This window comes from Halostella salina (genome assembly GCF_003675855.1).
GTDB lineage: Archaea > Halobacteriota > Halobacteria > Halobacteriales > Natronoarchaeaceae > Halostella > Halostella salina.
This window is the reverse complement of the sequence record NZ_RCIH01000002.1, coordinates 261,176-286,746: the sequence shown is the minus strand read 5'-3', so window position 1 is coordinate 286,746 and position 25,571 is coordinate 261,176. Positions and strand designations below refer to the sequence as shown.

General features: G+C 70.1%; 27 protein-coding genes. 19 read left to right on the top strand and 8 right to left on the bottom strand.

Features of this window, described 5'->3' with window-relative positions; translation table 11 throughout:
• Window positions 1–96 precede the first annotated feature (96 nt).
• Together D8896_RS04785 and hemB are read right to left on the bottom strand one after the other, a co-directional pair.
• Complete coding sequence (locus D8896_RS04785; RefSeq protein ID WP_121820942.1) at window positions 97–1,818, bottom strand: ammonium transporter; 1,722 nt, start codon at window positions 1,816–1,818, stop codon at window positions 97–99.
• A 340-nt stretch (window positions 1,819–2,158) separates the two neighbouring features.
• Window positions 2,159–3,139, bottom strand: coding sequence for a porphobilinogen synthase (hemB, locus tag D8896_RS04780; RefSeq protein WP_121820941.1), 981 nt, complete (start codon window positions 3,137–3,139; stop codon window positions 2,159–2,161).
• Window positions 3,140–3,261: 122 nt separating this feature from the next.
• On the opposite strand from hemB, the gene D8896_RS04775 reads away from it, so the two are divergent.
• From D8896_RS04775 to D8896_RS04765, 3 genes are all read left to right on the top strand, one after another.
• On the top strand, window positions 3,262–3,894 hold the full coding sequence (locus D8896_RS04775; RefSeq protein ID WP_121820940.1) for a DedA family protein: 633 nt from the start codon (window positions 3,262–3,264) through the stop codon (window positions 3,892–3,894).
• Window positions 3,895–3,963: 69 nt separating this feature from the next.
• The gene (locus tag D8896_RS04770; protein WP_121820939.1) at window positions 3,964–4,503 is read left to right on the top strand and encodes a GNAT family N-acetyltransferase; all 540 of its coding nucleotides are present in this window, start codon (window positions 3,964–3,966) and stop codon (window positions 4,501–4,503) included.
• A complete protein-coding gene (locus tag D8896_RS04765; protein WP_121820938.1) occupies window positions 4,503–5,093 on the top strand; it encodes a GNAT family N-acetyltransferase in 591 nt (196 codons plus the stop codon). Before D8896_RS04770 ends, D8896_RS04765 begins: the two co-directional genes overlap by 1 nt.
• Before the next feature lie 31 nt (window positions 5,094–5,124).
• Here the strand turns inward: D8896_RS04765 and D8896_RS04760 are convergent, their stop codons facing one another.
• From D8896_RS04760 to D8896_RS04735, 6 genes are all read right to left on the bottom strand, one after another.
• A complete protein-coding gene (locus D8896_RS04760; RefSeq protein WP_121820937.1) occupies window positions 5,125–5,451 on the bottom strand; it encodes a DUF5615 family PIN-like protein in 327 nt (108 codons plus the stop codon).
• Window positions 5,448–5,678, bottom strand: coding sequence for a DUF433 domain-containing protein (locus tag D8896_RS04755; RefSeq protein WP_121820936.1), 231 nt, complete (start codon window positions 5,676–5,678; stop codon window positions 5,448–5,450). The genes D8896_RS04760 and D8896_RS04755 overlap by 4 nt, the downstream gene beginning before the upstream one ends.
• A 151-nt stretch (window positions 5,679–5,829) precedes the next feature.
• Window positions 5,830–7,929, bottom strand: coding sequence for a heterodisulfide reductase-related iron-sulfur binding cluster (locus tag D8896_RS04750; RefSeq protein ID WP_121820935.1), 2,100 nt, complete (start codon window positions 7,927–7,929; stop codon window positions 5,830–5,832).
• An 85-nt stretch (window positions 7,930–8,014) separates the two neighbouring features.
• Window positions 8,015–8,719: an energy-coupling factor transporter transmembrane component T family protein gene (locus D8896_RS04745; RefSeq protein WP_121820934.1), complete on the bottom strand. Its 705-nt coding sequence runs from the start codon at window positions 8,717–8,719 to the stop codon at window positions 8,015–8,017.
• Window positions 8,713–9,414 (bottom strand): energy-coupling factor ABC transporter ATP-binding protein, encoded by a 702-nt coding sequence (locus D8896_RS04740; RefSeq protein WP_121820933.1) that lies wholly within the window; start codon window positions 9,412–9,414, stop codon window positions 8,713–8,715. The genes D8896_RS04745 and D8896_RS04740 overlap by 7 nt, the downstream gene beginning before the upstream one ends.
• On the bottom strand, window positions 9,411–9,992 hold the full coding sequence (locus D8896_RS04735; RefSeq protein ID WP_121820932.1) for a biotin transporter BioY: 582 nt from the start codon (window positions 9,990–9,992) through the stop codon (window positions 9,411–9,413). The genes D8896_RS04740 and D8896_RS04735 overlap by 4 nt, the downstream gene beginning before the upstream one ends.
• 141 nt (window positions 9,993–10,133) lie before the next feature.
• On the opposite strand from D8896_RS04735, the gene D8896_RS04730 reads away from it, so the two are divergent.
• The 16 genes from D8896_RS04730 to D8896_RS04655 all read left to right on the top strand — a co-directional run bounded on the left by D8896_RS04730 (window position 10,134) and on the right by D8896_RS04655 (window position 25,568).
• The gene (locus tag D8896_RS04730) at window positions 10,134–10,733 is read left to right on the top strand and encodes a conditioned medium-induced protein 4 (RefSeq protein ID WP_121820931.1); all 600 of its coding nucleotides are present in this window, start codon (window positions 10,134–10,136) and stop codon (window positions 10,731–10,733) included.
• A 282-nt stretch (window positions 10,734–11,015) separates the two neighbouring features.
• On the top strand, window positions 11,016–11,480 hold the full coding sequence (locus D8896_RS04725; RefSeq protein ID WP_121820930.1) for a hypothetical protein: 465 nt from the start codon (window positions 11,016–11,018) through the stop codon (window positions 11,478–11,480).
• A 142-nt stretch (window positions 11,481–11,622) separates the two neighbouring features.
• On the top strand, window positions 11,623–12,744 hold the full coding sequence (gene hemC / locus D8896_RS04720) for a hydroxymethylbilane synthase (protein ID WP_121820929.1): 1,122 nt from the start codon (window positions 11,623–11,625) through the stop codon (window positions 12,742–12,744).
• Window positions 12,741–13,544, top strand: coding sequence for a uroporphyrinogen-III C-methyltransferase (gene cobA / locus D8896_RS04715; RefSeq protein ID WP_121820928.1), 804 nt, complete (start codon window positions 12,741–12,743; stop codon window positions 13,542–13,544). The genes hemC and cobA overlap by 4 nt, the downstream gene beginning before the upstream one ends.
• Complete coding sequence (locus D8896_RS04710) at window positions 13,541–14,284, top strand: uroporphyrinogen-III synthase (protein ID WP_121820927.1); 744 nt, start codon at window positions 13,541–13,543, stop codon at window positions 14,282–14,284. Before cobA ends, D8896_RS04710 begins: the two co-directional genes overlap by 4 nt.
• Before the next feature lie 53 nt (window positions 14,285–14,337).
• Window positions 14,338–15,789 (top strand): single-stranded-DNA-specific exonuclease RecJ, encoded by a 1,452-nt coding sequence (locus D8896_RS04705; protein ID WP_121820926.1) that lies wholly within the window; start codon window positions 14,338–14,340, stop codon window positions 15,787–15,789.
• A gap of 141 nt (window positions 15,790–15,930) precedes the next feature.
• Window positions 15,931–16,296: a DUF5518 domain-containing protein gene (locus D8896_RS04700; protein WP_121820925.1), complete on the top strand. Its 366-nt coding sequence runs from the start codon at window positions 15,931–15,933 to the stop codon at window positions 16,294–16,296.
• 41 nt (window positions 16,297–16,337) lie between these two features.
• Window positions 16,338–16,970: a type 1 glutamine amidotransferase gene (locus tag D8896_RS04695; RefSeq protein ID WP_162991442.1), complete on the top strand. Its 633-nt coding sequence runs from the start codon at window positions 16,338–16,340 to the stop codon at window positions 16,968–16,970.
• Window positions 16,971–17,656: 686 nt separating this feature from the next.
• Window positions 17,657–19,963: an ATP-dependent DNA helicase gene (locus D8896_RS04690; protein WP_121820923.1), complete on the top strand. Its 2,307-nt coding sequence runs from the start codon at window positions 17,657–17,659 to the stop codon at window positions 19,961–19,963.
• The gene (gene cgi121 / locus D8896_RS04685; protein ID WP_121820922.1) at window positions 19,963–20,463 is read left to right on the top strand and encodes a KEOPS complex subunit Cgi121; all 501 of its coding nucleotides are present in this window, start codon (window positions 19,963–19,965) and stop codon (window positions 20,461–20,463) included. Before D8896_RS04690 ends, cgi121 begins: the two co-directional genes overlap by 1 nt.
• Before the next feature lie 44 nt (window positions 20,464–20,507).
• A complete protein-coding gene (locus D8896_RS04680) occupies window positions 20,508–20,915 on the top strand; it encodes a hypothetical protein (RefSeq protein WP_121820921.1) in 408 nt (135 codons plus the stop codon).
• A gap of 66 nt (window positions 20,916–20,981) precedes the next feature.
• Entirely contained in the window at window positions 20,982–22,292 is a 1,311-nt protein-coding gene (locus D8896_RS04675; protein ID WP_121820920.1) for an oxidoreductase, read from the top strand.
• Window positions 22,293–22,402: 110 nt separating this feature from the next.
• A complete protein-coding gene (locus tag D8896_RS04670) occupies window positions 22,403–22,555 on the top strand; it encodes a hypothetical protein (protein ID WP_162991441.1) in 153 nt (50 codons plus the stop codon).
• Window positions 22,556–22,831: 276 nt separating this feature from the next.
• Complete coding sequence (locus tag D8896_RS04665; RefSeq protein WP_121820918.1) at window positions 22,832–23,794, top strand: transcription initiation factor IIB; 963 nt, start codon at window positions 22,832–22,834, stop codon at window positions 23,792–23,794.
• An 88-nt stretch (window positions 23,795–23,882) separates the two neighbouring features.
• Complete coding sequence (locus tag D8896_RS04660) at window positions 23,883–24,305, top strand: dCTP deaminase/dUTPase family protein (protein WP_121820917.1); 423 nt, start codon at window positions 23,883–23,885, stop codon at window positions 24,303–24,305.
• 69 nt (window positions 24,306–24,374) lie between these two features.
• A complete protein-coding gene (locus tag D8896_RS04655; protein ID WP_162991440.1) occupies window positions 24,375–25,568 on the top strand; it encodes an MFS transporter in 1,194 nt (397 codons plus the stop codon).
• Window positions 25,569–25,571 lie beyond the last annotated feature (3 nt).

Here is a 25,571-nt window from a genome sequence, read left to right as displayed (position 1 = left end):
GCGGCGCTAAGCGGACGAGGGTGCCGGAGAACAGACCGCAAAGCGCGCGGATCACGGCTCCGCGCGGGCCGGATACGGCTACGAGAGTTCGTTCGCCTACACAGCCTCGGGACCCGTGTTGCCGGTGCGGACCTGCATCGCGTCCTCGACGGGCATCACGAAGATCTTCCCGTCGCCGGGCTCGCCGGTCTTCGCGCCGTCGGCGATGGCCGCGACCACGTCGTCGGCCGGGATGTCGGCGACGACGCACTCGACTTTCACCTTCTGGTGCAGGTCGACCGTGTACTCCTCGCCGCGCCACTGGCCCTTCTTCGCGGGCTGGCTGCCGCGGCCGGAGACGTTCGTCACGGTGAGCGACGGCGCGCCGACCTCCGCGAGCGACTGCTTCACGTCGCCGAGGCGGTCCGGGCGCACGATGGCCGTGACCATCTTGATGCCGCTGGAGCCGCCGTCCGTGCGGACGACGTCCATCCCGCCGTCGGTGACGGTGTCGGGCTTGCCGAACTCGGGGTAGGTGTCGACGCCGTGCTCGGAGACGTCGAGGCCGTCACGCTCGTGTTCCGGCGAGACGCGGGCCTGGCCCATGGACTTGAACAGCCCGAACACCGCGGCGGTCGCCAGGATCGTCCACGCGGAGATGACGACGACGCCGATGACCTGCGCCGCGAGCAGGCTCGCGCTGAAGCCGTCGACGTGGAAGAACGGCAGCAGCAGCGCGCCGACGACCCCGGCCGAGCCGTGGACGGGGAAGACGGCACACACGTCGTCGATCTTCAGGCGCTTCTCGACGAATTCGAAGACGAAGGGGAGCTGCGCCCCGGCGACGAAGCCGGAGATGATGCCGCCGTACCAGACGACGACGTTCGCGGACGCGGTCACGCCGACCAGTCCGGCGAGCAGCCCGTTCGCGACGTACAGCGTGTCGACCTTGCCGGACTTGTACAGCGCCGCCGCCCCGGCACCGACGGCCCCCGCGGCCATGCCGAGCGTGGTGTTGAGCGCGACGCGGCCGACGTAGTCGAACGCGCCGAGCACTATCGAGCCGTCCTCGACGGCAAAGACCGTCGCGGCCGTGCCGACGTTGAAGCCGTACCAGCCGAAGGCGAGGATCAGCGTGCCAAGCGCCGCGAACGTCATCGAGTGACCGGGGATGACGTTGGCGGAGCCGTCGGAGTTGTAGCGGTCCATCCGCGGGCCGATGACGTACGCCGCCGTGAGCCCCGCGATACCGCCCATCCCGTGGACGATCATGCCGCCCGCGAAGTCGGCGAAGGCGACGTCACCGAGCGCGCTGGCGATGAAGCCGTTCGCCGCGCCGTCGTTGACGGCCAGCAGGCCCCCGCCCCAGGTGAAGCCGGTGACGACGGGGTAGATGACCGCGGCCAGCAGGACCGTGTAGCTGACGTACGCGCGGAGCTTCGCGCGACCGGCCACCGCGCCGGAGACGATCGTCGCGGCGGTCATCGCGAACACCGCGCCGAACAGCCAGCCGACCCAGTCGTTGACCGCGTTGGTCGTCATCGTGCTGTAGAGGTCGGCGGGCGCGAAGGTCCCGCTGCTCGTCAGCGTCCCGATGACCGTCGAGACGCCCGCGCCGACGACGAAGAAGGCGAGGACGCCGACGCTCCAGGTCAGCAGGTTCTTCGTCAGCTGGTTCGCCACGTTCTTCGAGCGCACCTGCCCCGCCTCCAGCATCGCGAAGCCGGCGTGCATGAAGAAGATCAGGAAGGTGACGACCAGCACCCACATGAGGTTCACACCCTCCACGATCGTCTCCAGGTCCTCCACGGTCGCCTGCAGCACCACGTCCGACAGCATCAGGCGACCACCGCCGGGACACCCGACTCAGTTACCTCAGGTATACGTTCGTTCTCTATTCCGGTTCCAAACGCCATGTTCGTGTTCCAGCTCACGGTAGATGGACAATATCGGTAACAATATAACCCTTAGCGTTGACGTTTGGGTGATATACATTCCCCTTCATCGACGGGCGTCCGAAGTAATATCCGGTATTACGAATATAAGGTTCATGGGCGTCCGTATGTACACCGGATAATCGGTCATTCGTCTACCGAACCGCGGCAAACGTTCGGGCAGAAATTGCGACGAGTCCCGACCGTCGCCGGGGCGCGACGCCGAAGCGGCGGGCGACGACCCGCTACAGCGCGTCGGCCACGTCCTCCGCGAAGTACGTCAGAATCAGGTCCGCGCCGGCGCGTTTGATCGACAGCAGGGACTCGACCGCGGTCGCCTCCAGATCCAGCCACCCCCTGTCCGCGGCGGCGTGCAGCATCGCGTACTCGCCGCTGACGTTGTAGGCGGCGACGGGATGCTCGAAGTTCTCGCGCACGTCGCTGACCACGTCGAGATAGGGGAGCGCGGGCTTGACCATCAGCGCGTCGGCCCCCTGCTCCACGTCGAGTTCGGCCTCGCGAATCGCCTCGCGGCGGTTGCCCGGGTCCATCTGATAGTGGCGGCGGTCGCCGAAGGCGGGCGCGCCGTCCGCCGCGTCGCGGAACGGACCGTAGAAGGCGCTCTCGTACTTCACCGCGTAACTCAGGATCGGCACGTGGTCGTGGCCGGCGGCGTCGAGGTCCTCCCGGATCGCCCCGACCATCCCGTCGGTCATACTCGACGGGGCGACCATGTCCGCGCCCGCGTTCGCGTGCGAGACGGCCGTCTTCGAAAGCAGGTCGAGCGTCTCGTCGTTGCGGACGGTCACGTCCGGGTCCTCGGCTGCTGTGTCCTCCAGCACCCCGCAGTGGCCGTGGTCCGTGTACTCGCAGAGACACACGTCCGTGATCAGGTATGCGTCGGTCTCGTCGGCGATCCGCCGGGTCGCCCGCTGGACGACGCCGTCCTCGGCCCAGGCGCGCGTGCCGCGCTCGTCCTTGGACTCGGGGACGCCGAACAGCATCACGGACTCGACGCCGACGGCGAGCAGTTCCTCGACCCGGGCGACCGACTCGTCGACGGGGACGCGCTCGTGGCCGGGCATCGACTCGATGGGACGGCGCTCGTCGACCGTCGCGTCGACGAACACCGGCGCGATCAGGTCGCTGGCGTCGAGGTCGGTCTCGCTGACGAGGTCGCGGACGCCGTCCTGTCGCAGGCGGCGCGGACGTCGGGTGAGAGTCATGGTCGGCCATTGGAGCGCGGCGATAAAAGGCGGCGCGGTCCGCTCGCGGGCCGGAGACCAGCAGGTCGCCGTCAACGACGTGTCACAAGGCCTATTACCGGCGTGGTGGTTTACGCGGACGAATGCAGTCGGAAGCCCCCTCCGTCGAGCGCGGCCGCGTCCGCCGGCTCCTCTCGGAGTACGGCCCGATCGCGCTGGCCGCCGGCGTCGCGGTCGCCGCAGTCGTCGGGATCGCGCTCGTGTTTCTCGGCGACGAGCAGCTCGCCCGGCAGTGGCTCGACCGGTACGGACTCGTCGCGCTGTTCGCCATCCTGATCCTCGAGGGCGCGATGCTGCTGTACTTCGCGCCCAGCGAGGCGCTCGTCCCCGCCGGCATCGCCCTGCTGTCGAACTCGACGGCGGACACGGCGCTCATCATCCTCGCCGCGGTGGCGGGCGCGACGGTCGGCCAGTTCGCGCTGTTCACCGTCGCCAAGCGCTACGGCCGGAGCTACCTGCTGGACCGGTCCTGGTTCCGGGTGAGCGCGTCGTCGCTCGACCGGTTCGAGGGCTGGTTCGACCGCTGGGGCCGGATCGTCGTCCCCGTGAGCAACGCCCTGCTGTTCACCCGCGGAATGCTCACGGTCCCTGCCGGACTGGCCGAGATGAGCGACCGCGAGTTCGTCGCCCTCTCGGCGGTCGGCAGCCTCCTGTTCCAGACGTGGATCGCGCTGACGTGGATCTACCTCGGCGAGTACGTCACGGCGCTGCTCTGACCGGGCGAGGGCGTCACTCGTTCACACACCGTCGGTAGAACTATCTCCAGTCGGGAGACAGATTCGGGTATGCCCGGCGGCACCTTCCTTGCCGGCGACCGCGTGGCCCTCCGCACGGTCGAGGAGGCGGACCTCCCCTTCCTCCGCGACCACCGGAACGACCCCGCGACGCGCCGCCCGATGACGTTCGACCGCCCGACGAACATGGAACAGCAGCGCGAGCGCTTCGAGGACCTGTACGACGGCGACGACGCCGTCCTGCTGGCCTGCGTCGACGACGAGCCGGTCGGCCACGTCGCGCTGTTCCACGTCGACGACTCGGCGGGCCACGCCGAGGTCGGCTACTGGCTCACGCCGGAGGAGCAGGGCGAGGGGTACGCGACCGAGGCCGTCTCGCTCCTGCTCGACTACGCCTTCGCCGAGCGCCGCCTCCACCGGGTCCACGCCCGGGCCATCGGGCCGAACGAGGCGTCCCGCGCGCTGCTGGAGCGACTCGGCTTCACCCACGAAGGCGTCCAGCGCGACGAGGAGTACGTCGACGGCGAGCACGTCGACACCCACATGTACGGCCTGCTCGCCCGCGAGTGGGACGAAGAGGTGACGGCCTGATGCCCGGCGCTGCCTTCCTGCGGGGCGAGTGCGTCACTCTCCGCACTGTCGAGGAGGATGACCTCGAGTTCATCCGGGACAACATCGACGACCCGCGCGTCCGCCGGCCGCTGACGAGCGCGTCCCCGACCAACCTCGAAACCACCCGCGAACATTTCGAGGAGCGCACCTCCGACGACGACGCCGGCGTCGAACTGGCCGTCTGCGTCGACGACGGCGCGCGCAGCTTCGAGAACGCGGAGAGCGACGGCCCGCGCGACGGCGGGGTCCTCGGCACCGTCTCGCTGTTCGACATCGACGGATCGGCGGGCCACGCCGAGATCGCCTACTGGCTCACGCCCGAGGCCCACGGGCAGGGGATCATGACCGAGGCCGCCCGGCTGATCGTCCGCTACGCGTTCGAGGAGCTTCGCCTCCACCGCGTCCGCGGCCGGGCGCTGGCGACCAACGAGGGGTCGAAACGCGTCCTGCAGAAGTGCGGCATGGAGCGCGAGGCCGTCGCCCGCGAGGCCGAGAACGTCAACGGCGAGTACGTCGACATGGTGTACTTCGGCGTGCTCCGCGAGGAGTGGGAAGCGCGGTTCGGCTGACTCGGCGATTCGGCTGGTCCGTGCCCAGCGGCTAGAGGTAGTGTATCGACCGATCGCCGTCGGGTCGGTGCTGTAGGTGTTCATCGACCGCTTTCACCACGTCACCGATCTCCCGTCCGGCCTGGCGCACGTAGATCACGCCGCTGTGCTCCAGCGCCTGGCCTTCGACGAGCGAGAGAAAATCGTCGTCGAACGTCAGCAGCAGCCAGTCGTGTTCGACTGCGTACCGCAACTGCGCACGGTCGGGATCGCCTAGGGTTCCTTCGTCACGTGCCGTGTGAACCGTCCACCCGCGCCGACGGAGTCCGTCGGCCGCAGGGATCCAGATACTCTCGTCGCAGTACAGCGGTCTCGTCATGCGGAGGCCGGATCGGATGAGGGCGACCGGAAGTCGTCGATGTGGTCGTAGTAGTATGCGAGGGCCCGATGCACGTCTCCGAGACTGAGATCGGGGTATAGTTGCGTGATCTCGTCCGGGTCGTATCCGCTGTGTTCGTACGCCGAGGCGATGTCCTCGACCCGGATCCCGGTCCCCTCGACCGTCGGTACGCCGTCGCTGTGCTCGGAGTCCCGGACGATTCCCATACCTTCGATTGAACGTGTTCGGACTTGAAACACGCGGTCCGATGGAGAGACCGGCAGTGTTTGCTCTCGCCAACTACCGGTGGTCACCCGTACCGGTACCGGCGACCACCGGCACACAGTGAGAGCAACCACGATGAACCGAGCAGTCCGGCTATGCCGCCGCGACCCGCTCTTCCTCCCCGATCGCCTCGGCGAGCAGTTCCGTCAGCCCGACGACCTCGATGTCGTCCTCGAAGCCGCCGGTCTTCCGGCCGTCCTCGTACATCGTCGCGCACATCGGGCAGGCGACGACGAACTTCTCGACGGCGTCGCCCGCGTCGGTGTCCTCCAGCGCTTCGCGCAGACGTTCCTCGCTGGGTTTGGTCTCCTCCTCGACTTCCATCCAGAGGCCGCCGCCGCCCCCGCCACAGCAGAACGAATCGGAGCGGTTGCGCGGCATCTCGTAGAGGTCCGCGCCGGTCGCCCGGACGAGGTCTCGGGGGGCCTCGAACACGTCGTTGTACCGGCCGAGGTGACAGGGGTCGTGGTAGGTGACGGTGTAGTTGAGTTCCGTCCCGTCGAGGTCGAGCGCGCCCCGTTCGGCCAGTTCGTCGACGACCTGCGTGTAGTGGAACACGTCGTCGGCCGTCCACTCGCAGGCGTCGAACTCGGGGTACTCGTTCATGAACGTGTTGTACGAGTGGGGGTCCGTACAGACGATCTTCTCGAACTCGCAGTCCTGAATGGCGGCCGCGTTGTCCTCGACGAGCATCTCGTAGAGGCCCTCCTCGCCGACGCGGCGCACGTCGTTGCCGTCGGTCTGCTCGTCCTCGTAGAGGATGCCGTAGTCGACACCGGCGCGCTCGAACACGGTGGCCAGCGCCCGGGCGATCCGGCGGTTGCGCTCGTCGTAGCTGGGGTAGTCGCCGACGTACCAGACGTACTCGACCGGCTCCTCGCGGGCGTCGGGCACCTCGAAGTCCAGATCCTCGGTCCACTCGGGGCGCTTGCGCTCGGGGTCGCCGAACGTGTTGCCGTTCTGGAACACGTTCATCATCGCGTCCTGCACGTTGGCGTCCATCTGCCCGGACTCGGTCAGCCGGCGGTTCATCTCCGTGAACTGCTTCAGGTGCTCGATGTCGACCGGGCAGGCGTCCATGCAGGCCATGCAGGCCATGCAGGACTCCATCGTCTCGCTGTTGATGACGCTCGTCCCGCCGTCGGCGACGATGGGCTGTTCCTCCGTCTCGCCGGCGTCGAGCGACTCGCGGTAGGACTTCAGGTCGAGGATCACGTCCCGCGGGTCGAGCGGGCGGCCCGAGGCCTTCGCCGGACACGCCGACGAACACCGGCCGCATTTCGTGCAGGCGTCTTGGTCGAGGCGGTCCTTCCAGGAGAAGTCGTCCACGTCGGTGTACCCGATCTCCTCGGGGCTGGCGTCCGCGGGGACGCCGGGGAGGCGCTTGCCGGCCTGATCGTCGCTCGTGACGACGTTGGCGTACGAGGAGATCATGTGGAACGGCTTGGCGTACGGCACCGCGGCGACGAAGACGAGGGCGATGATCGCGTGGGACCACCACGACCACCAGTACAGCGCCTCGGCCCCGGCGGCGTCGAGGCCGGCCCCCTGGAGCACGAGCGCGACGAACCAGCCGACGAAGCTCACCGTCTCGAACTCGGGGAAGCCGGTGCCGAGGATCCGCAGGCCCTCGGTGACGTAGCCGCCGACGCCGAGCACGAACAGCGACCAGACGAACAGGTCGTCCTCGACGCCGGTGTGTTTGCCCCACAGGCGCTCGTTGCGGACCCAGTAGCGCCGGTAGATCGCCATCCCGATCCCGACGACGAAGAGCAGGCCCATCGCGTCCATCGTCAGCGAGTAGGCCAGGTAGAAGTCGCCCGTCCAGAACGACTCGCCGACCGTCCGGGCGATGTCCATGTCGATCCCGAGGATCGTCGTCCCGATGAGCAGGGTCAGGAACCCCCAGAAGATGAATGCGTGCATCACGCCGCCGTACAGGTCGCGGTCGAACTGCTTGCGGTTGGAGAAGACGGTCGTCGTCGCCGACACCACCCGGCGGGGCAGGTCGTCGAGCCGCTCGAACGGGTCGTCGGTGCCGCGGGCGTAGCGGGCGAAGCGGTCGTACACCCCGTAGAGGAACACGAGGATCGCGACCGCCGCGAGGTAGTAGAACGCGACCTTCCCGACGTCGCTGATGGTCCAGAAGGTCTCCCGCGTGACCGCGTCCGACGCCTGGGCCACGTATGTCATGTACGATCACGCGGACAGCGGCCGCTTAAATCTTGTCACCCGAGTCGCCGCGCCGTCGGGGGCAAATCGAAAACGTGTGGTCGGTTTACAGCAGCGGCGACAGCGCCAGCGCGAACGCCAGCAGGCAGAGCGCGGCGTCCCGCCGGCGGAACGCAAGCGCCGGGAGCGTCGCGTTCCACGAGAAACACCGGGCCCGGAGCGCGACCGCGAGCCGGTCCGCCCGCCCGAACGCCCGCTGGATCCCGGCCAGCGTGACGAGGCGCATCCGGTCGCGGAGCGACCGCTCGTCGCCGAGGCGGGCGGCCGACGCCTCGCGGATCCGGCGCAGGTCCGCGAGCACCACCGGGAAAAACCGGATCGTGATGGCGACCCCCGCACCGAGCACCCGGCCCGCCTTCCCCGGGACGACGCGCTGGAGCGCCGCCCGGGACGCCCGGACCGGCGTCGTCCGGACGTAGGCGGCGCTGACGAGGAAGACGGGGACGACGCGGTAGGCGAGCCGCGCCGAGTCGAGCGCGGCGGCGGGGTCGAGCCACGGCGGGCCGAGTTTGACCGCGGCGAGGGCGGGGGCGGCGGCGAGCAACAGGAGCGGAAAGCGAAACGACCACAGCGCCCGGAGCGGCGACAGCTCCGCTGCGACGAGGACGGCAAGCGCCAGCATCGTCGACGCCGCCAGTCCCGCCGGCGAGGCGTGGGCGAACGCCGCGGCGGCGAAGGCGACCTGAAACGCCAGCTTCGCCCGCGGGTCGAAGCCGTGGGCCAGCGACGACCCCGGTTCGTAGCTCACCATGGCACGCGCACGTCGAGGCCGGAGAGCGCGGCGGCCGCCCCGTCCGGCGGCGCGTCGGCCGCGATTTCGCCGTCCGACAGCGCGACGATCCGGTCGGCCAGCGCGCCCACGCCCCGGAGGTCGTGCGTGACGACGACGACGCTCGTCCCGCCGTCGTGGAGCGCTTCGAGCCGCTCCAGCACCGACCGCCGCGCCGGCTCGTCGAGGCCGGTGAACGGCTCGTCGAGGACGAGGTGGTCGGGCTCCATCGCCAGCGCGCCCGCGATGGCAACTCGTTCCTGCTCGCCGCCGGAGAGTTCGTCGATGCGGTCGTCGCGGCGGCCGGCCATGCCGACGGCCGCGAGTGCGTCGTCGACCCGCCGGTCGATCTCCGCCCGATCCAGCCCGAGGTTCTCCGGACCGAACGCCACGTCCGCGCCGACCGTCGCCGCGACGAAGCAGTCCCGCGGGGTCTGGAACACCATCCCGACGCGCGTCCGCGTGGCAACGAGGTCCTCGCTCACCGGCGTGCCGTCGACCAGCACCTCGCCATCGTCGGGGGACAGGAGGCCGTTGAAGTGGCGGACGAGCGTCGTCTTCCCGCTCCCGTTCGCGCCCGCAAGAACGAGGAACTCGCCGTCGGGGACGGTTAGCGACACGCCGGACAGCGCCGTCGCGTCGCCGTAGCGATGGACCAGTCCCCGCGTCTCGATCATTGCGTGGGCAGGAGGCCGCTCCGGGCCAGCCCCGTCGCGACGGCGATCTTCACCGCCTCGCCGGGGAGAAACACCAGCGCCCCGACGCTGACGGCCTCCTCGACGCCGTAGCCCGCGACCGCCATCAGCCCCGCGACGCCGCCCGCGTAGATGACGACGGTGCCGACAACCAGCGCGGCCACGACGACGGGCACCGACACCGTCGCCGGGTCGCGGAGGTCGGTGCCGCGGTGGACGATCCCGCCGATCAGCGCCGCCGCGACCGGATACGACCAGAGGTAGCCCGCCGTCGACCCGACCAGCGTCCCAAGGCCCGCCGCACCGCCGGCGTACACCGGCACCCCGATCGCGCCGACGGCGAGATACAGCACCATCGAGACAGTTCCCCAGACCGGCCCGAGCACGATGCCGGCGAGGAACACGCCGAGCACCTGCAGCGTCACCGGCACCGTGGAGAACGGCAGCGGGAACGACACGTACGCCCCCGCGCCGACAAAGGCCGCCAGCAGCGCGGCCTGTGCGATGAACCCGACGGTCAGGTCGTCGACCAGTTCGACCGAATCCGTGTCCGTGCTCATGCCGACCCCTCTCGACGGCACCCACTAATACGATCTGGTTTACCAAGATTCGAAGCGTGGTTTACGAGCGTGCCCCATCCCCGCGGCGTCCTGCGACAAGCTTTTATGTGTCGCCAAAGGCAAGGGCGTTCCATACGACCAATGGACGAGAAAACGGAGGAGCTCCGGGACATCTTCATCGACGTCACCGACGAGGAGACGGTGACGGAGTCCCAGGAGGAGACGCCCGGCTCCCTGACGGACGAGACGGAGGGCAAGCGGGAGCAACTGGAGGGCGTGATCGGGCAGATGCGCGACCGCTACGGGTTCGACACGGACCTCGGCGACGGCGCGCTCGCGGACCTGGTCGAACTGTTCTACGAGGGCGAGAGCGACGCCGCAATCGCCCGCGAACTCGACGCCTCGCGGAAGACCGTCTTCCGCGCCCGCCTCGACCTCCATCTCGTCCGCGACCGGGACACCGACGCGCCGTTCGATCTGGCCGCCCTCCGTGATCGCCTGCAGACGGACCCCAGCACCGCCGACCTCGCCGACGCGTTCGACGTGAGCGAGTCCACCGTCCGCCGCTACCGGCGCGTCGTCCGCGCGCAAAACGAGTCCCGCGGGGCCAACGACCGCTACCGCGACGAGTTCGACCGCCTGCTCGCCGACGGCGACCTGACCGGCGGCCTGACCGATGACGTGCAGGAGGACGGCCTCGACGACGCCACCGAGGGGATGGAGACGGACGTGGACTTCTAGCGACCTTTTTCCCGGTCGGGTGCGCCTGCGGCGCACCCCTCCCGGCAAAAAGCTCGGCCAAAAAGGCCGCCTCCGCGGGACGGAGTCCCGCTCCGGCGGTGAAACGGCGGCTTCGCCGCCGTATGCTGGACCCCTCCAACCCTATGGATCCGACGGCCTGCCCTTCCCCGAACACTCGCCCGCGGCGCGTCGTGCGCCGCGCGCTCGCGCTGGCCCCAGCGTCGGATCAGTCGTCGACCCGTAGTTCGGAGGTTTATATACCAAGACGGCGTCATATCTCGTATGGCCGCACCTGATCCCTCCCCCGCGGACGACGGCGTCGGCTCTCCGGCGAACCGCGTCGACTCGAACTGGTGGTACGTCATCGCGGCGATGCCGGTGCTCTCCCTGCTCGGGTTCCTCGTGTTCGGCTGGGTCATCGCGTCCGTGTTTTTCGCGCTCGGGTTCGGCGTGGTGCCGATGGGCGGGCCGATGATGGGACCCGCCGCGTTCGCGGGGCCGCTCGTGGCGATCCTCCTGCCGGTGTTTCTGATCGGGATGGTGGGCAGCGTCCTGGGGCTGCTCTTCCCCGTCGCGCTCTACTTCGACGCGACGGCGGTCCGGGAGGCCGATGTCGGGTGGGAGCCGGACCCCGCGCTGTACGCGCTGGTGGCGGTCATCGGTATCGTGGCGACCGCGTTCCTGCTGAACGTTGCGGTGTCGCTGTACTACCTCTACCAGCGCCACGAGCACGTCGGGACGCCCTGATACTGTTTGCTCTCGCCAGGTACCGATGGTCACCCGTCCCGGTACCGGTGACCGCCGGTACACAGTGAGAGCAAACAGTATGACCGCGAGGGCGAACTCGCGTTACGAAGGGGGTTTCAAGGAGGAACGCCGAGGGGGAGATATGAGCACGAACGGGACGCTCCGGCTGGCGACGCGAGGCTCCGACCTCGCTACCCGCCAGGCGGCGACGGTGCAGGCGGCGCTGGAGGACCGCCGCCTCGACGCGGAACTCGTGGAGGTGGAGACGGAGGGCGACCGGGTGAGCGACGAACTCATCCACCGCCTCGGCAAGACCGGCGCGTTCGTCCGGAGCCTGGACGAGCAAGTGCTGTCGGGCGACGTGGACGCCGCGGTCCACTCGATGAAGGACATGCCGACCGACCAGCCCGACGGCCTCGTCGTCGCCGGCATCCCCGAGCGCGCCGCGCCGGGCGACGCGCTGGTGACGCCGGACGGCCGCCGCCTCGACGAACTGCCGGAGGGGGCGACCGTCGGCACGTCGAGCCTCCGCCGGGGGGCACAGGTCCGCAACGCGCGGCCGGACCTGACAATCGAACCCCTCCGGGGCAACGTCGACACGCGGATCGAGAAACTGCTCGCGCCGAGCCTCCAGCGCGAGCACGAGGAACGCACGGAGGAGGAGAAGGAGCGCAAGGGCAACGCCGGCGACGACGACTACGAGTTCCCGTACGACCGCACCGTCGAGGAGTGGTTCGACGACCTGAGCGAGATCGAGCGCCGGGCGATGGAGCGGGAGGTCGAGACCGAATACGACGCCGTCGTCCTCGCCGAGGCGGGGCTGGAACGGAGCGGCCTCGCCCACCACGTCGACTACCAGCGGCTCCCGACCGACGAGTTCGTCCCCGCGCCCGGTCAGGGCGCGCTCGCGGTCGTGGCCGCCGACGGCGACGTGGCCGACGACCTGCACACGGTGCTCGACCACCCGCGGACGCGCGTCGAGACGACCGTCGAGCGCTCCGTCCTCTCGGAACTGGGCGGGGGCTGCGTCGCCCCCATCGGCGTCCACGCGGTCATCCAGGGCGAGTACGTCCACACCGCCGTCCAGGTGTTCGACCGCGCCGGCGAGGAGGGCGTGACCGCGACGCGGGACCTGCCCGTCGAGCGCCACGCCGAGGCCGCCCGGGCGTTCGCCCGGGACCTGGCCGACCGCGGTGCCGACGACCTGATCGCCGCCGCCCGGCGCGCGGAGGACGAACAGACCGCGGCCAAACGCGAGGAATGACCGGCACCGTCTACCTTGTCGGGAGCGGCCCCGGCGACCCGGAACTGCTGACCGTGCGCGCGGCCCGGCTGATCGACGAGGCCGACGTGGTCCTCCACGACAAGCTCCCCGGCCCCGAGATACTCGACCGGATCCCCGCCGAGAAACGGGAGGACGTTGGCAAGCGCGCCGGCGGCGAGCGCACGCCCCAGTCCGAGACCAACGCGCGCCTCGTCGAACTCGCCGAGGCCGGTAACGACGTGGTCCGCCTGAAGGGCGGGGACCCCTTCGTCTTCGGCCGCGGCGGCGAGGAGATGGCGTACCTCGCGGAACACGGCGTCCCCTTCGAGGTCGTGCCGGGCGTCACCAGCGCCGTCGGCGCGGCCGGCGTCGCGGGCATCCCCGTCACCCACCGCGACCACGCCTCCAGCGTCTCCTTCGTTACGGGCCACGAGGACCCGACGAAGGACGAGTCGGCCGTCGACTGGGGAGCACTCGCGGACACCGGCGGCACCATCGTCGTCCTGATGGGCGTCGGCAAACTGCCGGACTACACCCGCGCGCTCCGCGAGGCCGGGATGGATCCCGAGACCCCCGTCGCGCTCGTCGAGCGCGGCACCTGGCCCGACATGCGCGTCGCGACCGGCACCCTCGACACCATCGTCGACGCTCGGGACGAGCACGGTATCGAACCGCCCGCGATCACCGTCATCGGCGAGGTTGCCGCGAGCCGCGACCGCGTCGTCGAGTTCCTGCAGGGGCGGGGCGGCGACGGCGCGACGCCCGCGGACGACGACTCCGACGGCGGTGAGACGGCGTGAACCGCGACGTTCGCGCGGCCGTCTTCCGCCCCGACGACGAGCGGACCGACGAGGCCGTCGAACTGCTCGACTCGCTCGGCGCGGACCCCGTTCCGGACCCGATGCTGGCCGTCGAGCCGACGGGCGAGACGCCCGCTCCCGGCGACTACGTCGTCATGACGAGCAAGACCGGCGTCGAACTCGTCGCGGAGGCGGGCTGGACGCCCGGCGACGCGACGCTGGTGGCGATCGGCGAGCGCACCGCCCGCGCGATGCGCGAGGCCGGCTGGACGGTCGACCTGATCCCCGAGGAGTACTCGTCGACGGGGCTTGTCCAAATGCTCGAAGCCGAGGTCGACGGCAACCGAGTCGAGGTCGCCCGGAGCGACCACGGGAGCGACGTGCTCACCGACGGCCTCGCCGACGCGGGCGCGGACGTACACGAAACCGTCCTCTACCGCCTCGTCCGCCCCGAGGGCAGCGGCGAGTCGGCCGAACTGGCCGCCGACGGCGAAGTCGACGCCGCGCTCTTTACCTCCTCGCTCACCGTCGAGCATTTCCTCGAGGCCGCTGCCGAGCGCGGCGTCCGCGACGCCGCCGTCGCCGGCCTGAACGACGCGGTCGTCGGGGCCATCGGCGAGCCGACGCGGGAGACGGCCGAGGCCCACGGCGTCGCGGTCGACGTGGTGCCCGAGACGGCGTCGTTCGAGGCGCTGGCGACCGCCACCGTCGAGGCAGCCGCGCCGAGCTACCGGGAGTGAACGGTCCGTCCGATCCGCAGGTTTAAGCCGGGAGCCGCACCAAGCCGTTGGCGATGGACGCACCCGTTCCCGCGCTCGCGGACCGCGCCGCCGCCTGCGCCGACCGCCTCCGCGCGGCCGACGAGGTGTTGCTGGCCTCGCACATCGACGCGGACGGCCTGACGAGCGCCGGCATCGCGGCGACCGCGCTGGAGCGGGCCGGCATCCCCTTCGAGTCGGTGTTCAGCAAGCAACTCGACGAGACCGAGATCGCGAGCATCGCCGCGACCGACTACGACACCGTCCTCTTCACCGACTTCGGGAGCGGGCAGCTCGGGATCATCGCCGACCACGAGGCCAAGGGCGACTTCACGCCCGTCATCGCCGACCACCACCGCCCGGCCGACGCCGAGACCGAGTTCCACCTCAATCCGCTCCTCTTTGGCCTCGACGGCGCGAGCGAACTCTCCGGCGCGGGCGCGAGCTACGTCCTCGCGCGGGCGCTGGAACCGGAAACCGGGGACAATCGGGACCTCGCGGCGCTGGCCGTCGTCGGCGCGGTCGGCGATATGCAGGCGACGGACGGCGAACTCGTCGGCGCGAACGCGGAGATCGTCGCCGAGGGCGAGGCAGCTGGCGTGCTCGACACCGGCACCGACCTCGCGCTGTACGGGAAACAGACCCGACCGCTCCCGAAGCTACTGGAGTACGCGACGGACGTTCGCATTCCGGGCATCTCCAACGACGGGAACGGCGCGCTCCGCTTCCTCGACGGGCTGGATCTCGACCTGAAGTCGGGGGGCGAGTGGCGGCGCTGGGCGGACCTCTCGGACGACGAGAAACGGACCGTCGCCAGCGCGCTCGTTCAGCGCGCAGTCGAATCTGGCGTCCCGGCCGGGAAGGTCGACGACCTCGTCGGAACGACGTACACGCTCACCGCGGAGGCACCCGGGACGGAACTGCGGGACGCGAGCGAGTTCTCCACGCTGCTGAACGCGACCGCGAGGTACGAGCGCGCAGACGTGGGGCTGGCGGTCTGTCTCGGCGACCGGGCGGACGCGCTCGACCGCGCGCAGACGCTGCTGGCGAACCACCGCCGTAACCTCTCCGAGGGGCTGGAGTGGGTGAAAGAGGAAGGCGTCACCCGCGAGGACAACGTCCAGTGGTTCGACGCCGGCGACCGCATCCGCGAGACCATCGTCGGCATCGTCGCGGGGATGGCCGTCGGGACGCCCGGCGTCGACCGCGACCGGCCCATCGTCGCGTTCGCGGAGAAGGAAGTCGACGAGGGCGAGACGGACGTCGCGGACGACGACGCCACAGTCGAGGTCAAGGTGTCGGCCCGCGGGACGCCCCGGATGACAAGCCGCGGGCTGGACCTCTCGGACGTGATGACCGAGGCGTCCCGCGCGGTCGGCGGCGACGGCGGCGGGCACGACGTGGCCGCCGGCGCGACGATCCCCGACGGCACCCGCGCCGAGTTCGTCGAACACGTCGACGAACTGGTCGGGGAGCAGCTGTCCTGACGACCCGGCAGTAATCCGGGCTTAGCGCCGCTACCTGCGACATAACAAAGCGTTTCCTCCACGTTCCCGAGAGGTGATGTCTTCTCACCGCCAGCAGTCGATGATAGCTGTTCCCACAGTTCCGACCCGCGGTGATCGCCGATGACCGACTGGCGCGCCATCGGCATCGGCTTCCTCGTCGGGCTGACCGTCGCGGTCGTGGGGCTGGCGCTCCCGATCATCGGGCAGATCGGCGGCGGCCTGATCGGCGGGTTCCTCGCGGGCTACCTCGCCGGCGGCGGCCTCGGCAGCGGCGCGTGGCACGGCCTGCTCGCCGGCGCGTTCGGCGGGTTGCTCGTCGCGGTGTTCGTGCTCGTCGGCGTCACGTTCCTCGGCGTGACGGTGACCGAGCCCGTCAACGCCATCGTCGGCGGGGCCGGCCTGTCGCTGGTCGTCGTCTTCCTCGCGACGCTGTTCGCGCTGGACAGCGCGCTCGCGGGGGCGATCGGCGGCGCGCTGCGCGGATGAGGGTCGCGGTTCTGAACGTTTCGCACCGTCCCGAAGCGGCCATGGCGAACTTCCGGCGACTGATCGACCCGATCGACGGCGTCGAGCCGGTCGAGTACGACGTTCGGGGACTCGAACTGCCCGACGACGACGAGGTCGGAGCGGCCGTGATCACCGGGTCGGTCGACAGCGTCAACGACGACCGACCGTACGTCCGCGCGCTTCGGGAGTGGGTCCGGAACAGCGACGTGCCGATCTTCGGCGTCTGCTTCGGCCACCAGATCATCGCAGACGCGCTCGGCGGCACCGTCGCGCGGATGCGCGACCCGGAACTGGGCTACCGGACGCTCACGGTCGACCGTCCCGACGATCCGCTGTTCGACGGCTTACCGGCCGAGTTGACGGCTTTCGCCTGTCACGGCGACGCCGTCGTCGACCCGCCGCCCGACGCGACGGTGCTGGCCAGCAACGACCGCGGCGTGCAGGCGCTCCGGGCGGGGCGAAACGTCTCGATCCAGTTCCATCCGGAGGTAGACCCCGAGTTCGCCCGGACGCTGCTGGGCGACGTGACCGCGTCCGAGGACGACCGCGTCGAGGCGCTTGCGACCGTCACGGCGGCGAACTACCGCGAGTCGCTCCGTACCCGTGTCCTGTTCCGGAACTTCCTCGAAGCGACAGGGACTGACGGGCGGTAGTGGTCAGTTTTGTATATCGTTATATAGTTTAATGTAGCCTACCGGGCGAGGTGTCGGATCAGGACCCGATAGTTCGCTCCGGTCCGGCTACCCAGTCCAGCGTGGCGATCCGATGTGCCTCCCGGTCGCGCGGGAAGAGGGCAAGCACGAATCAACGCCCCCGGACGAACACCGCTCTCGGCTGGAGCCCACGGAGAAGCGATCGAACTACGGACTCTCCAAGAGCCGGTCGGCGCGGCTCCCGAGAGATGAAGAACTGGCGAGCGTGCGTCTCGCCGACACTACCCAGTCGGTCCACTCCGGGTCCGCGGAACGGGGGGCACGCCGGGGGCACATCGGTTAGTGGATTCCGACACGGTTCATCGAGGAGACCATGTCCGGTGGGACACCAACTCGCCCGCCCAGGACCGGCGAGTCGTTTCGCGCTTGGGCGCGGTGCGGCCGGTTCCTCGAACTCCGGGACCGTCCGCCGTCCACCGGAACGCTGCTGCTACGACGGAGATACTGACCGTGGTGGTGCGTACGTGAACATCGCCGCCGATCCAGCCTCGATAAACCACATATCACGATACAAAATTGGATGGTCGCGGTCGCAGACGGAGTCACCGGCGACACCGAGAGGCGAACGGAGGACCCCAGCGACACACCCGACAGTTTAAACCGCGGGACGCGTCTACGGAGGGGCAATGAAAACGGCGGACCTGTCGGGGCTGCCGCCCGGCGTCACGGACCACCTGCAGGAAGAGGGGATCGAGGAGCTGTACCCCCCGCAGGCCGCGGCCGTCGAGGCGGGCGTCACCGAGGGCGAGAACGTGGTGGCGAGCGTCCCGACCGCGAGCGGGAAGACGCTGATCGCGGAGCTGGCGATGCTGTCGTCGATCCGGGAGGGCGGGACGGCGCTGTACATCGTCCCGCTCCGGGCGCTGGCCAGCGAGAAGCAGGCGGAGTTCGAGGCGTTCGAGGAGTACGGCGTCTCCGTCGGCGTCTCGACGGGCAACTACGAGAGCGACGGCGACTGGCTTGCGACGAAAGACATCGTGGTCGCCACCAGCGAGAAGGTGGACTCGCTCGTGCGCAACGGCGCGTCGTGGATCGAGGACCTGTCCTGCGTCGTCGCCGACGAGGTCCACCTGATCGACGACGCGGGACGCGGCCCGACGCTGGAGGTGACGCTGGCGAAGCTCCGCCAGCTGAACCCCGGCCTCCAGACGGTTGCGCTGTCGGCGACCGTCGGCAACGCCGAGGACATCGCGGAGTGGCTCGACGCCGAACTCGTCGACACGACGTGGCGGCCCATCGACCTGAAGAAGGGAGTCCACTACGGGAACGCGCTCCACCTCGACGACGGCACGCAGCGCGAGCTGGAGGTGCAGGGCGGCGAGAAGCAGACCGCCGCGGTCGTCCGGGACACGCTCGAAGACGACGGCTCGACGCTCGTGTTCGTCAACTCCCGGCGCAACGCGGAGGCGGCGGCGCGGCGGCTCGCGAACACGGTCGAGCCCCACCTCACCGACGACGAGCGCGACGAACTGGCCGCCGTCGCCGCGGAGATCCGGGACGTGAGCGACACGGAGACGAGCGAGGACCTGGCAGCGGCCGTCGAGCGCGGCGCGGCGTTCCACCACGCGGGACTGGCGAGCGAGCACCGCGCGCTCGTCGAGGACGCCTTTCGCGACCGCCTGCTGAAGGTCATCAGCGCGACGCCGACGCTCGCGGCGGGCGTGAACACGCCGAGTCGTCGGGTGGTCGTCCGGGACTGGCGGCGCTACGACGGCACCGCGGGCGGCATGCAGCCGCTCGACGTGCTGGAGGTCCACCAGATGATGGGCCGGGCGGGCCGGCCCGGGATGGACCCGTACGGCGAGGCCGTCCTGATCACCGACGACCACGACGAACTGGACGACCTGTTCGACCGCTACGTGTACGCCGACCCCGAACCCGTCCGGTCGAAGCTCGCGGCGGAGCCGGCGCTGCGGACCCACGTGCTGGCGACGGTCGCAACCGGCTTCGCCCGGTCCCGGCGGGAACTGCTCGACTTCCTCGAGCGTACGCTGTACGCCTCGCAGTCGGCGGAGCCGGGGCGACTGGAGCAGGTGACCGACGACGTGCTGGAGTATCTGGAACGGAACGAGTTCATCGAGCGCGACCACGCCGACGGGGGCGAGACGCTCGACGCGACGAACCTCGGGCACACCGTCTCGCGGCTCTACCTCGACCCGATGAGCGCCGCGGAGATCGTCGACGGCCTGCGCGCCGTCGAGGAACGCCCGACCGCGCTCGGGCTCTACCACCTCGTCGCCCGCACGCCGGACATGTACGAGCTGTACCTCCGGTCGGGCGACCGCGAGGAGTACACCGAACTCTGCTACGAGCGCGAGGGCGAACTGCTCGGCCCGACGCCCAGCGAGTTCGAGGAGGGCCGTTTCGAGGACTGGCTCTCGGCGCTCAAAACCGCCCGCCTGCTAGAGGACTGGGCCGAGGAGGTCGACGAGGACCGGGTCGCCGAGCGCTACGGCGTCGGTCCCGGCGACATCCGCGGGAAGGTCGACACCGCCGAGTGGCTGTTAAACGCCGCCGAGCAGCTGGCGAACGAACTCGAGGTGGGCCACGAGCCGGCGGTCCGCGAGGCCCGCAAGCGCGTCGAGTACGGCGTCGGCGACGAACTGCTCGACCTCGCCGGCGTCCGCGGCGTCGGTCGCAAGCGTGCGCGGCGGCTGTACGACGCCGGGATCGAGACCCGCGCCGAACTCCGCGAGGCCGACAAGGGCGTCGTCCTCGGCGCGCTGCGGGGCCGTCGGAAGACCGCCGAGAACGTGCTCGAAAACGCCGGCCGCGAGGACGCGTCGATGGACGGCGTCGAGCCGGCCGAGGGCGCGGGGGGCGACAGCGACGAACCGGGCGACGACGCGAAAGCCGAGACGGACGACGGCACCGCCGCGCGGGACGCCGCCGAGTCGGACGACGCGGGGCAGGCGAGCCTGGGTGATTTCTGATGGAACTGGTCGAGGGACGACTCACGGTCGCGGACGTGGACGAACTGGTCGAGCAACTGGACGCCATCGGCGACGAGTTCGGCGCGACGGTGCAGGCGTTCGACGCGCGCTACGTCGCCGGGCGCGATCACCTCGAACGCGCCGTCGAACTGGCCGACCGGGCGATCGAGCGCGGCGAGAACGTCGCCCGGGACCGCGGCGTCGAGATCCTGCTGTACGCGGCCGGCCGGCGGCAGATCAACCGGGCGCTCGCGATGGGCGTCGACGAGGGCGAGGGGCCGGCGGTGGTGCTGGTCGACGGCGGCGACGAGGCCGGCGCGGCCGACGCCGTCCGCGAGCGACTCGACATCGACCCCGAGCCGGCCGTCGGCGTGGAGTACGCCGACGAGGAACTGCTACGGGAGTTCTTCGACGTGACCGACGCTGAGCGCACGGCAACGGACGCCGCGCTGGCGGATCTGGTCCGCGAGCGCGTGGCGCTGCTGGAGGTCGAGAAGTAGCGCCACCACAAAACACTCGGCAGGTCCGGAGCGGTTTTTACACGATGAAGAAGGCGCTCGGAATTATCGCGCTGCTACTGCTGTCGACTGTCGCCGGGTGCATGACGGCAGGCGATACCCCGACCGAGGCCGAACCTGCCAACGAGGCGTTTTCCGTTCGCATCGTCGATGGGGTGGCGGAAGAGAAGGTCGTGAACTACTCCGATTCCGAGTTCACGGCGGACGGTGCGATTCGAGGGATCGTCGATAGAATGCTACGGCAAAACGCGACGGAAAACGGGTCCAGCATTTTCGTCGTGCCGGAGGACGAAACGGCGGCAATGAGCGAGTTTAGCGATCGTAAACCGGACGGCTCGCCGCATCTGTACGTCCGTAAAGACGGATACGTGATCGAGATCACCGCAGTACGGGCAGACCGGGGCGGAAACGCTACCGTACCGTATCGTGAATAGCCGGTGGATTCGGGCAAAGCGTAACGCCGTTTCGGCCACAATGAACGGACGGACAGCTATCACGCCATGGCGATAGATCTCGACACACCGCTGGAAATCGGCGACTGCACCCTCCCGAACCGCCTCTACCGCGCGCCGCTGTTGGAGTGTGCGGGCAACGGGTCGGACGCCGCCGACCGGCTGGTCGCGGAACTCGAACCGGCCGCCGAGTCGGGCGTCGGGCTGATCTTCCAGGGCGCGACCATCGTCCGCGGCGAGGGGGGCTGTGCCGCGCCGGGGATGACGCGCGTCCACGACGACGAGTTCGTTGCTGGGCTGTCGGCAGTCGCCGACGCGGTCCACGACCACGGCGGCCGGATCTTCGCGCAGCTGGAACACGGCGGGCTTCGGAGCATGGAAACGTGGCACGCCGAGTACCGCGAGAAACATCCCGGGCTGGAGCAACTCGCCGTCTCGCGGCCCCCGTGGCAACTGCGGGCGCTGGATAGGTTGGGCTTTCTCGCCTACGACCCGCACGTCCTGTCGACCGCCGAGGTGTACGAACTCGCCGCCGATTTCGGCCGAGCAGCCGAACGCCTCGTCGACGCGGGCTACGACGGCATCCACATCGCCGGCGCGAACATGGGCATCGTCCAGCAGTTCCTCTCGCCGTTCTACAACCGCCGGGACGACGAGTTCGGCGGGTCGCTCCGGGCGCGAACGCGGTTTCTGGAGGTCCTCCACGACGAGATCCGCGAGCGGGCCGGCGACGTACCGCTGGTGACGAAGGTGCCGGCGGAGACGGCCGCGCCGCCGGTGGTGCGGCGGCGTCTCTCGCTCGACGACGGCGTCCGGATCGCCGAGCGCGCCGCGGCGGTCGGCTACGACGCGGTGGTGCCGGTGCAGGGGTCGGTCGTCTGGGACATGAGCATCGTCCGCGGCGAGTATCCGAAGCGCGCGTGGGAGGACGACCGCTTTTCCGCGGGCTACGCGGCGGCGTTCGGGAGCCGGCTCCGGGCGCGGATCGTCGCCGCGCTGAACCGGCTGCAGTCGCTGCAGTACGACTTCGAACCGGCGTGGAACGCCGACTTCTGCGGGCGCGTCCGGGCGCGTGTCGACGTGCCGGTGCTGGCGGAGGGCGGGATCCGGGGGCGCGGGGAGATGGACGGTCTGCTCGGCGACGCCTGCGACGCCGTGGGGGTGGGCCGCCCGTTCTACGCCGAGCCGCGACTGGGGGCGCGGTTGCTGGACAGCGACGGGGGGCGGGCGGTCTGTGAAAGCTGCAACAACTGCGCGGTGCCGCAGGCCACGGGTGCGCCGGGCGTCTGTCGCACGCCGTCGGTGCTGGAGGCGCGCGGTCGGCTGGACCGGGCCGGCGCGTACGACCGCGACGAGTAGCGCATCGCCCCGACCGTAAGTTGTTTTACGATTGACGTTTTACTCGGGTCGAGGCATGATCACAGGGGACAATGCTCGTCGGGGAACGGACAGCGCCGGAGGGGGATCGGATGCCACAGTGTAACAACTGCACCGAGGAGATAGCGACCGAGGACGACACCCACGTCGTGGTCGTCAAGCCGATGGAGTTCAAGGGCAGTCAGGAGCAAATCGAGCACTACTACTGCTCCGTCAAGTGTCTGGTAGAACGCGCAAAAGCGTAACTGACAGCAACGGACGACGACCGTCGGGTGAAACCCGCACCTACCGCTCCGTAGGTCACGACAAACCCCCGGCTGTCGCGGGCGGCAGGCGGGGATGGGCGCGGTAGAACCGGTAACGAGCCGTTGTGTTCAGCCCGGTTAGCATAGCGGGTTCATAACAAAGGGTGGCTATCGGTAACGCGAAAGCAGAAGAGGGGACGGGGACCGCCGGCAGCGTCGGGGGCGTTTTTCGGTCGTCGCCTGGACGCCGGCAGCCGCCGCCCTCGCCGAGATACAATGTCACGCCTCAACACACACCGAAGCGGTCGTCGCGCCGAGATAGAACCGGAGAACACGGAGTCGGAGTCGGAATGCCCGGAGTGTGGGGCCGACCAGTTCGTCCAGAGCCCCGACCGGGGGGAGCTGGTCTGTGACGACTGCGGGCTCGTCGTCGACGAGGAGGCGATAGACTACGGCCCCGAGTGGCGCGCGTTCAGCCACGAGGAGCGCCAGCAGAAGTCCCGCGTCGGCGCGCCGACGACTGAGACCATGCACGACAAGGGACTGACGACCGACATCGACTGGCGCAACACGGACGCGAAGGGCCGGTCGATCGGCTCGGAGAAGCGCGGCCAGCTCCACCGGCTCCGCAAGTGGCAGCGCCGGATCCGGACCCGCGACGCCGGCGAACGTAACCTCAAGCAGGCGCTCTCCGAGATCGACCGGATGGCATCGGCGCTGGGCGTCCCGCGGTTCGTCCGGGAGATAGCGAGCGTGATGTACCGGAAGGCCCTGGAGAAAGACCTCATCCGGGGCCGGTCCATCGAGGGCGTCGCGACCGCGACGCTGTACGCCGCCTGCCGCAAGGAGGGGATCGCCCGGAGCCTGGAGGAGATCAGCGAGGTGTCCCGCGTCGACCGCCGGGAGATCGGCCGGACGTACCGCTACATCTCCCAGGAGCTCGGGCTGGAGATGAAGCCGGTCGACCCGAAGCAGTTCGTCCCGCGCTTTTGCTCGGAGCTAGAGGTGAGCGAGAGCGTCCGGACGCGAGCCCGCGAGATCGTCGAGCGGACCGCGAAGGAGGGGCTCCACTCCGGCAAGTCGCCGACCGGCTTCGCCGCGGCAGCGATCTACACCGCGTCGCTGGACTGCGACGAGAAGCAGACCCAGCGCGCGGTCGCCGAGGTCGCGCAGGTGACGGAGGTCACCATCCGCAACCGGTACCAGGAGCAAACGGCGGTGCTGGAAGGCGACGCGTAGAGCGCAGCGTCGGTCCGGACGCATCGCCGGCGGTTCCCGGCCGCAACGACGGCCACTTTTTCCTCCGGGCGGGCCGTACTGTCGGGCGATGACCGACGACATCGCGAGCCACGTCGACGGACTGCTCCACGAACCGACGCAGGTCCACGACGACGGCGTCGACCTCACCGTGAGCGAGGTGTACGAGGTGACCGCGCCCGGCCGCGTCGACTTCGGCGGCGGCGAACTGACCGACGCCGAGCGCACGCCCCACGAGCGCACGTGGCGCAACGAGGACGACGACTACGAGTGGTGGCACCTGGAGGCGGGGCAGTACCTCGTCGCGTACAACGAGTCGGTCGCCGGCGACGCGGCGCTGACCGTCCAGCCGCGACGCGAACTGCGCGAGCGCGGGGCCAGCCACCCGACGATGACCGTCGCGGAACTCGGGCCGGTGCCGCTGTCGGTCGGCGGCGCGGGGATCCGGCTGAAGGAGAACGCCCGCGTGTCGACCGTCGTCGACGCCGACTAGCGACGGGACGCGCGCCGCGGTTCCGCGATCCGTGATTTCTTGTCCGCCGGCCGAGGATCCTCGGGCAACGTGGACTCACGGGACCGGACGGACGACAGCCTCGTACCGGCGCTAACCGCGCTGGCGGTCGGCTGGTTTCTCACGCTGGGCGCGCGCTTCCTGCTGCCCGCGATCCTGCCGCAGGTGCGGACGGCGTTCGACATCGACGACGCGACCGCGGGGCTGGCCGTCTCCGTCATCTGGGTCGGCTACGGCGTGATGCAGTTCCCCGCGGGGGCGCTCGCCGACCGGGTGGACGAGCGGACGCTGCTCGCCGTCAGCCTCGTGCTCGCGGGCGGGAGCCTGGCCGCGACCGCGGTCGCACCCGTCTTCGCCGTCTTCCTCGTCGCCTGCGCGCTGTTCGGGCTCGGGACGGGGCTGTTCGGGCCGCCGCGAGGCATCGCGCTCTCGAACCTGTTCGCGCCGACGCCGGGCCGGGCGTTCGGGATCACGCTCGCCGCCGGGAGCCTCGGGTCGGCAGCGCTTCCCTTCGTCGCCAGCCTCCTCGCGGAGGGGTCGACGGACGGCTGGCGGCTCGGCGTCGGGCTGGCCGTCCCGCTGTTTCTCGCCACCGCCGTCGCGACGTGGCGGTACGTTCCGGCCGATACGGGGAGCGAGGGGAGCGACGACGCCGACGCGCCGCTCGCCCGGACGCTCCGCCGCGCGCTCGCGGACCGGCAGGTCGTGACGGCCGTCGCGGCCCTGACGCTCATGCTGTTCACGTTCCAGGCGCTGACCGCCTTCCTCCCGACGTACCTCATCCGGGCGAAGGAGCTCAGCCAGGGCGTCGCCGGCGCGCTGTTCGCGCTCCTGTTCGTCGCCGGCGCGGCGTTCCAGCTGGCCGGCGGCGACGCGGTCGACCGCTACGGGACGCGGGCGGTGATGGCCGTCGTGACCGCCGCGACCGTGGCGACGCTGGCCGCGCTCCCGTGGGTCGGCGGGCTGGTTCCCGTCGCCGCCGTGGTCGCCCTGCTCGCCGGGCAGATGGCGGTCCAGCCGGTGATGAACGCGTACATCATCGACGCGCTGCCGCCCGAGGGCACCGGGACGGCGTGGGGGTTCCTGCGGACGGTCTTCTTCCTGCTCGGGGCCAGCGGCTCGACTGTCGTGGGGGTGCTGTCGGACCGCGGGCTGCTCGACGAGTCGTTCTACCTGCTCGCGGTCGTCACGGCGGTCGCCGCACTGCTGTTCCTCCTGCTGCCGGCACAGGACGGGGGCGAGTGACTC

What these genes read in the sequence shown, in the direction of transcription:
- hemB (WP_121820941.1), bottom strand. Translation starts at nt 3,139, where the DNA reads ATGACTCTCACCCGACGTCCGCGCCGCCTGCGACAGGACGGCGTCCGC.
- D8896_RS04700 (WP_121820925.1), top strand. Translation starts at nt 15,931, where the DNA reads ATGACCGACTGGCGCGCCATCGGCATCGGCTTCCTCGTCGGGCTGACC.
- D8896_RS04755 (WP_121820936.1), bottom strand. Translation starts at nt 5,678, where the DNA reads ATGGGAATCGTCCGGGACTCCGAGCACAGCGACGGCGTACCGACGGTC.
- hemC (WP_121820929.1), top strand. Translation starts at nt 11,623, where the DNA reads ATGAGCACGAACGGGACGCTCCGGCTGGCGACGCGAGGCTCCGACCTC.
- D8896_RS04665 (WP_121820918.1), top strand. Translation starts at nt 22,832, where the DNA reads ATGTCACGCCTCAACACACACCGAAGCGGTCGTCGCGCCGAGATAGAA.
- D8896_RS04690 (WP_121820923.1), top strand. Translation starts at nt 17,657, where the DNA reads ATGAAAACGGCGGACCTGTCGGGGCTGCCGCCCGGCGTCACGGACCAC.
- D8896_RS04705 (WP_121820926.1), top strand. Translation starts at nt 14,338, where the DNA reads ATGGACGCACCCGTTCCCGCGCTCGCGGACCGCGCCGCCGCCTGCGCC.
- D8896_RS04775 (WP_121820940.1), top strand. Translation starts at nt 3,262, where the DNA reads ATGCAGTCGGAAGCCCCCTCCGTCGAGCGCGGCCGCGTCCGCCGGCTC.
- D8896_RS04695 (WP_162991442.1), top strand. Translation starts at nt 16,338, where the DNA reads ATGGCGAACTTCCGGCGACTGATCGACCCGATCGACGGCGTCGAGCCG.
- D8896_RS04680 (WP_121820921.1), top strand. Translation starts at nt 20,508, where the DNA reads ATGAAGAAGGCGCTCGGAATTATCGCGCTGCTACTGCTGTCGACTGTC.
- D8896_RS04730 (WP_121820931.1), top strand. Translation starts at nt 10,134, where the DNA reads ATGGACGAGAAAACGGAGGAGCTCCGGGACATCTTCATCGACGTCACC.
- D8896_RS04770 (WP_121820939.1), top strand. Translation starts at nt 3,964, where the DNA reads ATGCCCGGCGGCACCTTCCTTGCCGGCGACCGCGTGGCCCTCCGCACG.
- D8896_RS04670 (WP_162991441.1), top strand. Translation starts at nt 22,403, where the DNA reads ATGCCACAGTGTAACAACTGCACCGAGGAGATAGCGACCGAGGACGAC.
- D8896_RS04785 (WP_121820942.1), bottom strand. Translation starts at nt 1,818, where the DNA reads ATGCTGTCGGACGTGGTGCTGCAGGCGACCGTGGAGGACCTGGAGACG.
- D8896_RS04660 (WP_121820917.1), top strand. Translation starts at nt 23,883, where the DNA reads ATGACCGACGACATCGCGAGCCACGTCGACGGACTGCTCCACGAACCG.
- D8896_RS04760 (WP_121820937.1), bottom strand. Translation starts at nt 5,451, where the DNA reads ATGACGAGACCGCTGTACTGCGACGAGAGTATCTGGATCCCTGCGGCC.
- D8896_RS04740 (WP_121820933.1), bottom strand. Translation starts at nt 9,414, where the DNA reads ATGATCGAGACGCGGGGACTGGTCCATCGCTACGGCGACGCGACGGCG.
- D8896_RS04675 (WP_121820920.1), top strand. Translation starts at nt 20,982, where the DNA reads ATGGCGATAGATCTCGACACACCGCTGGAAATCGGCGACTGCACCCTC.
- cobA (WP_121820928.1), top strand. Translation starts at nt 12,741, where the DNA reads ATGACCGGCACCGTCTACCTTGTCGGGAGCGGCCCCGGCGACCCGGAA.
- D8896_RS04735 (WP_121820932.1), bottom strand. Translation starts at nt 9,992, where the DNA reads ATGAGCACGGACACGGATTCGGTCGAACTGGTCGACGACCTGACCGTC.
- D8896_RS04745 (WP_121820934.1), bottom strand. Translation starts at nt 8,719, where the DNA reads ATGGTGAGCTACGAACCGGGGTCGTCGCTGGCCCACGGCTTCGACCCG.
- D8896_RS04765 (WP_121820938.1), top strand. Translation starts at nt 4,503, where the DNA reads ATGCCCGGCGCTGCCTTCCTGCGGGGCGAGTGCGTCACTCTCCGCACT.
- D8896_RS04750 (WP_121820935.1), bottom strand. Translation starts at nt 7,929, where the DNA reads ATGACATACGTGGCCCAGGCGTCGGACGCGGTCACGCGGGAGACCTTC.
- D8896_RS04725 (WP_121820930.1), top strand. Translation starts at nt 11,016, where the DNA reads ATGGCCGCACCTGATCCCTCCCCCGCGGACGACGGCGTCGGCTCTCCG.
- cgi121 (WP_121820922.1), top strand. Translation starts at nt 19,963, where the DNA reads ATGGAACTGGTCGAGGGACGACTCACGGTCGCGGACGTGGACGAACTG.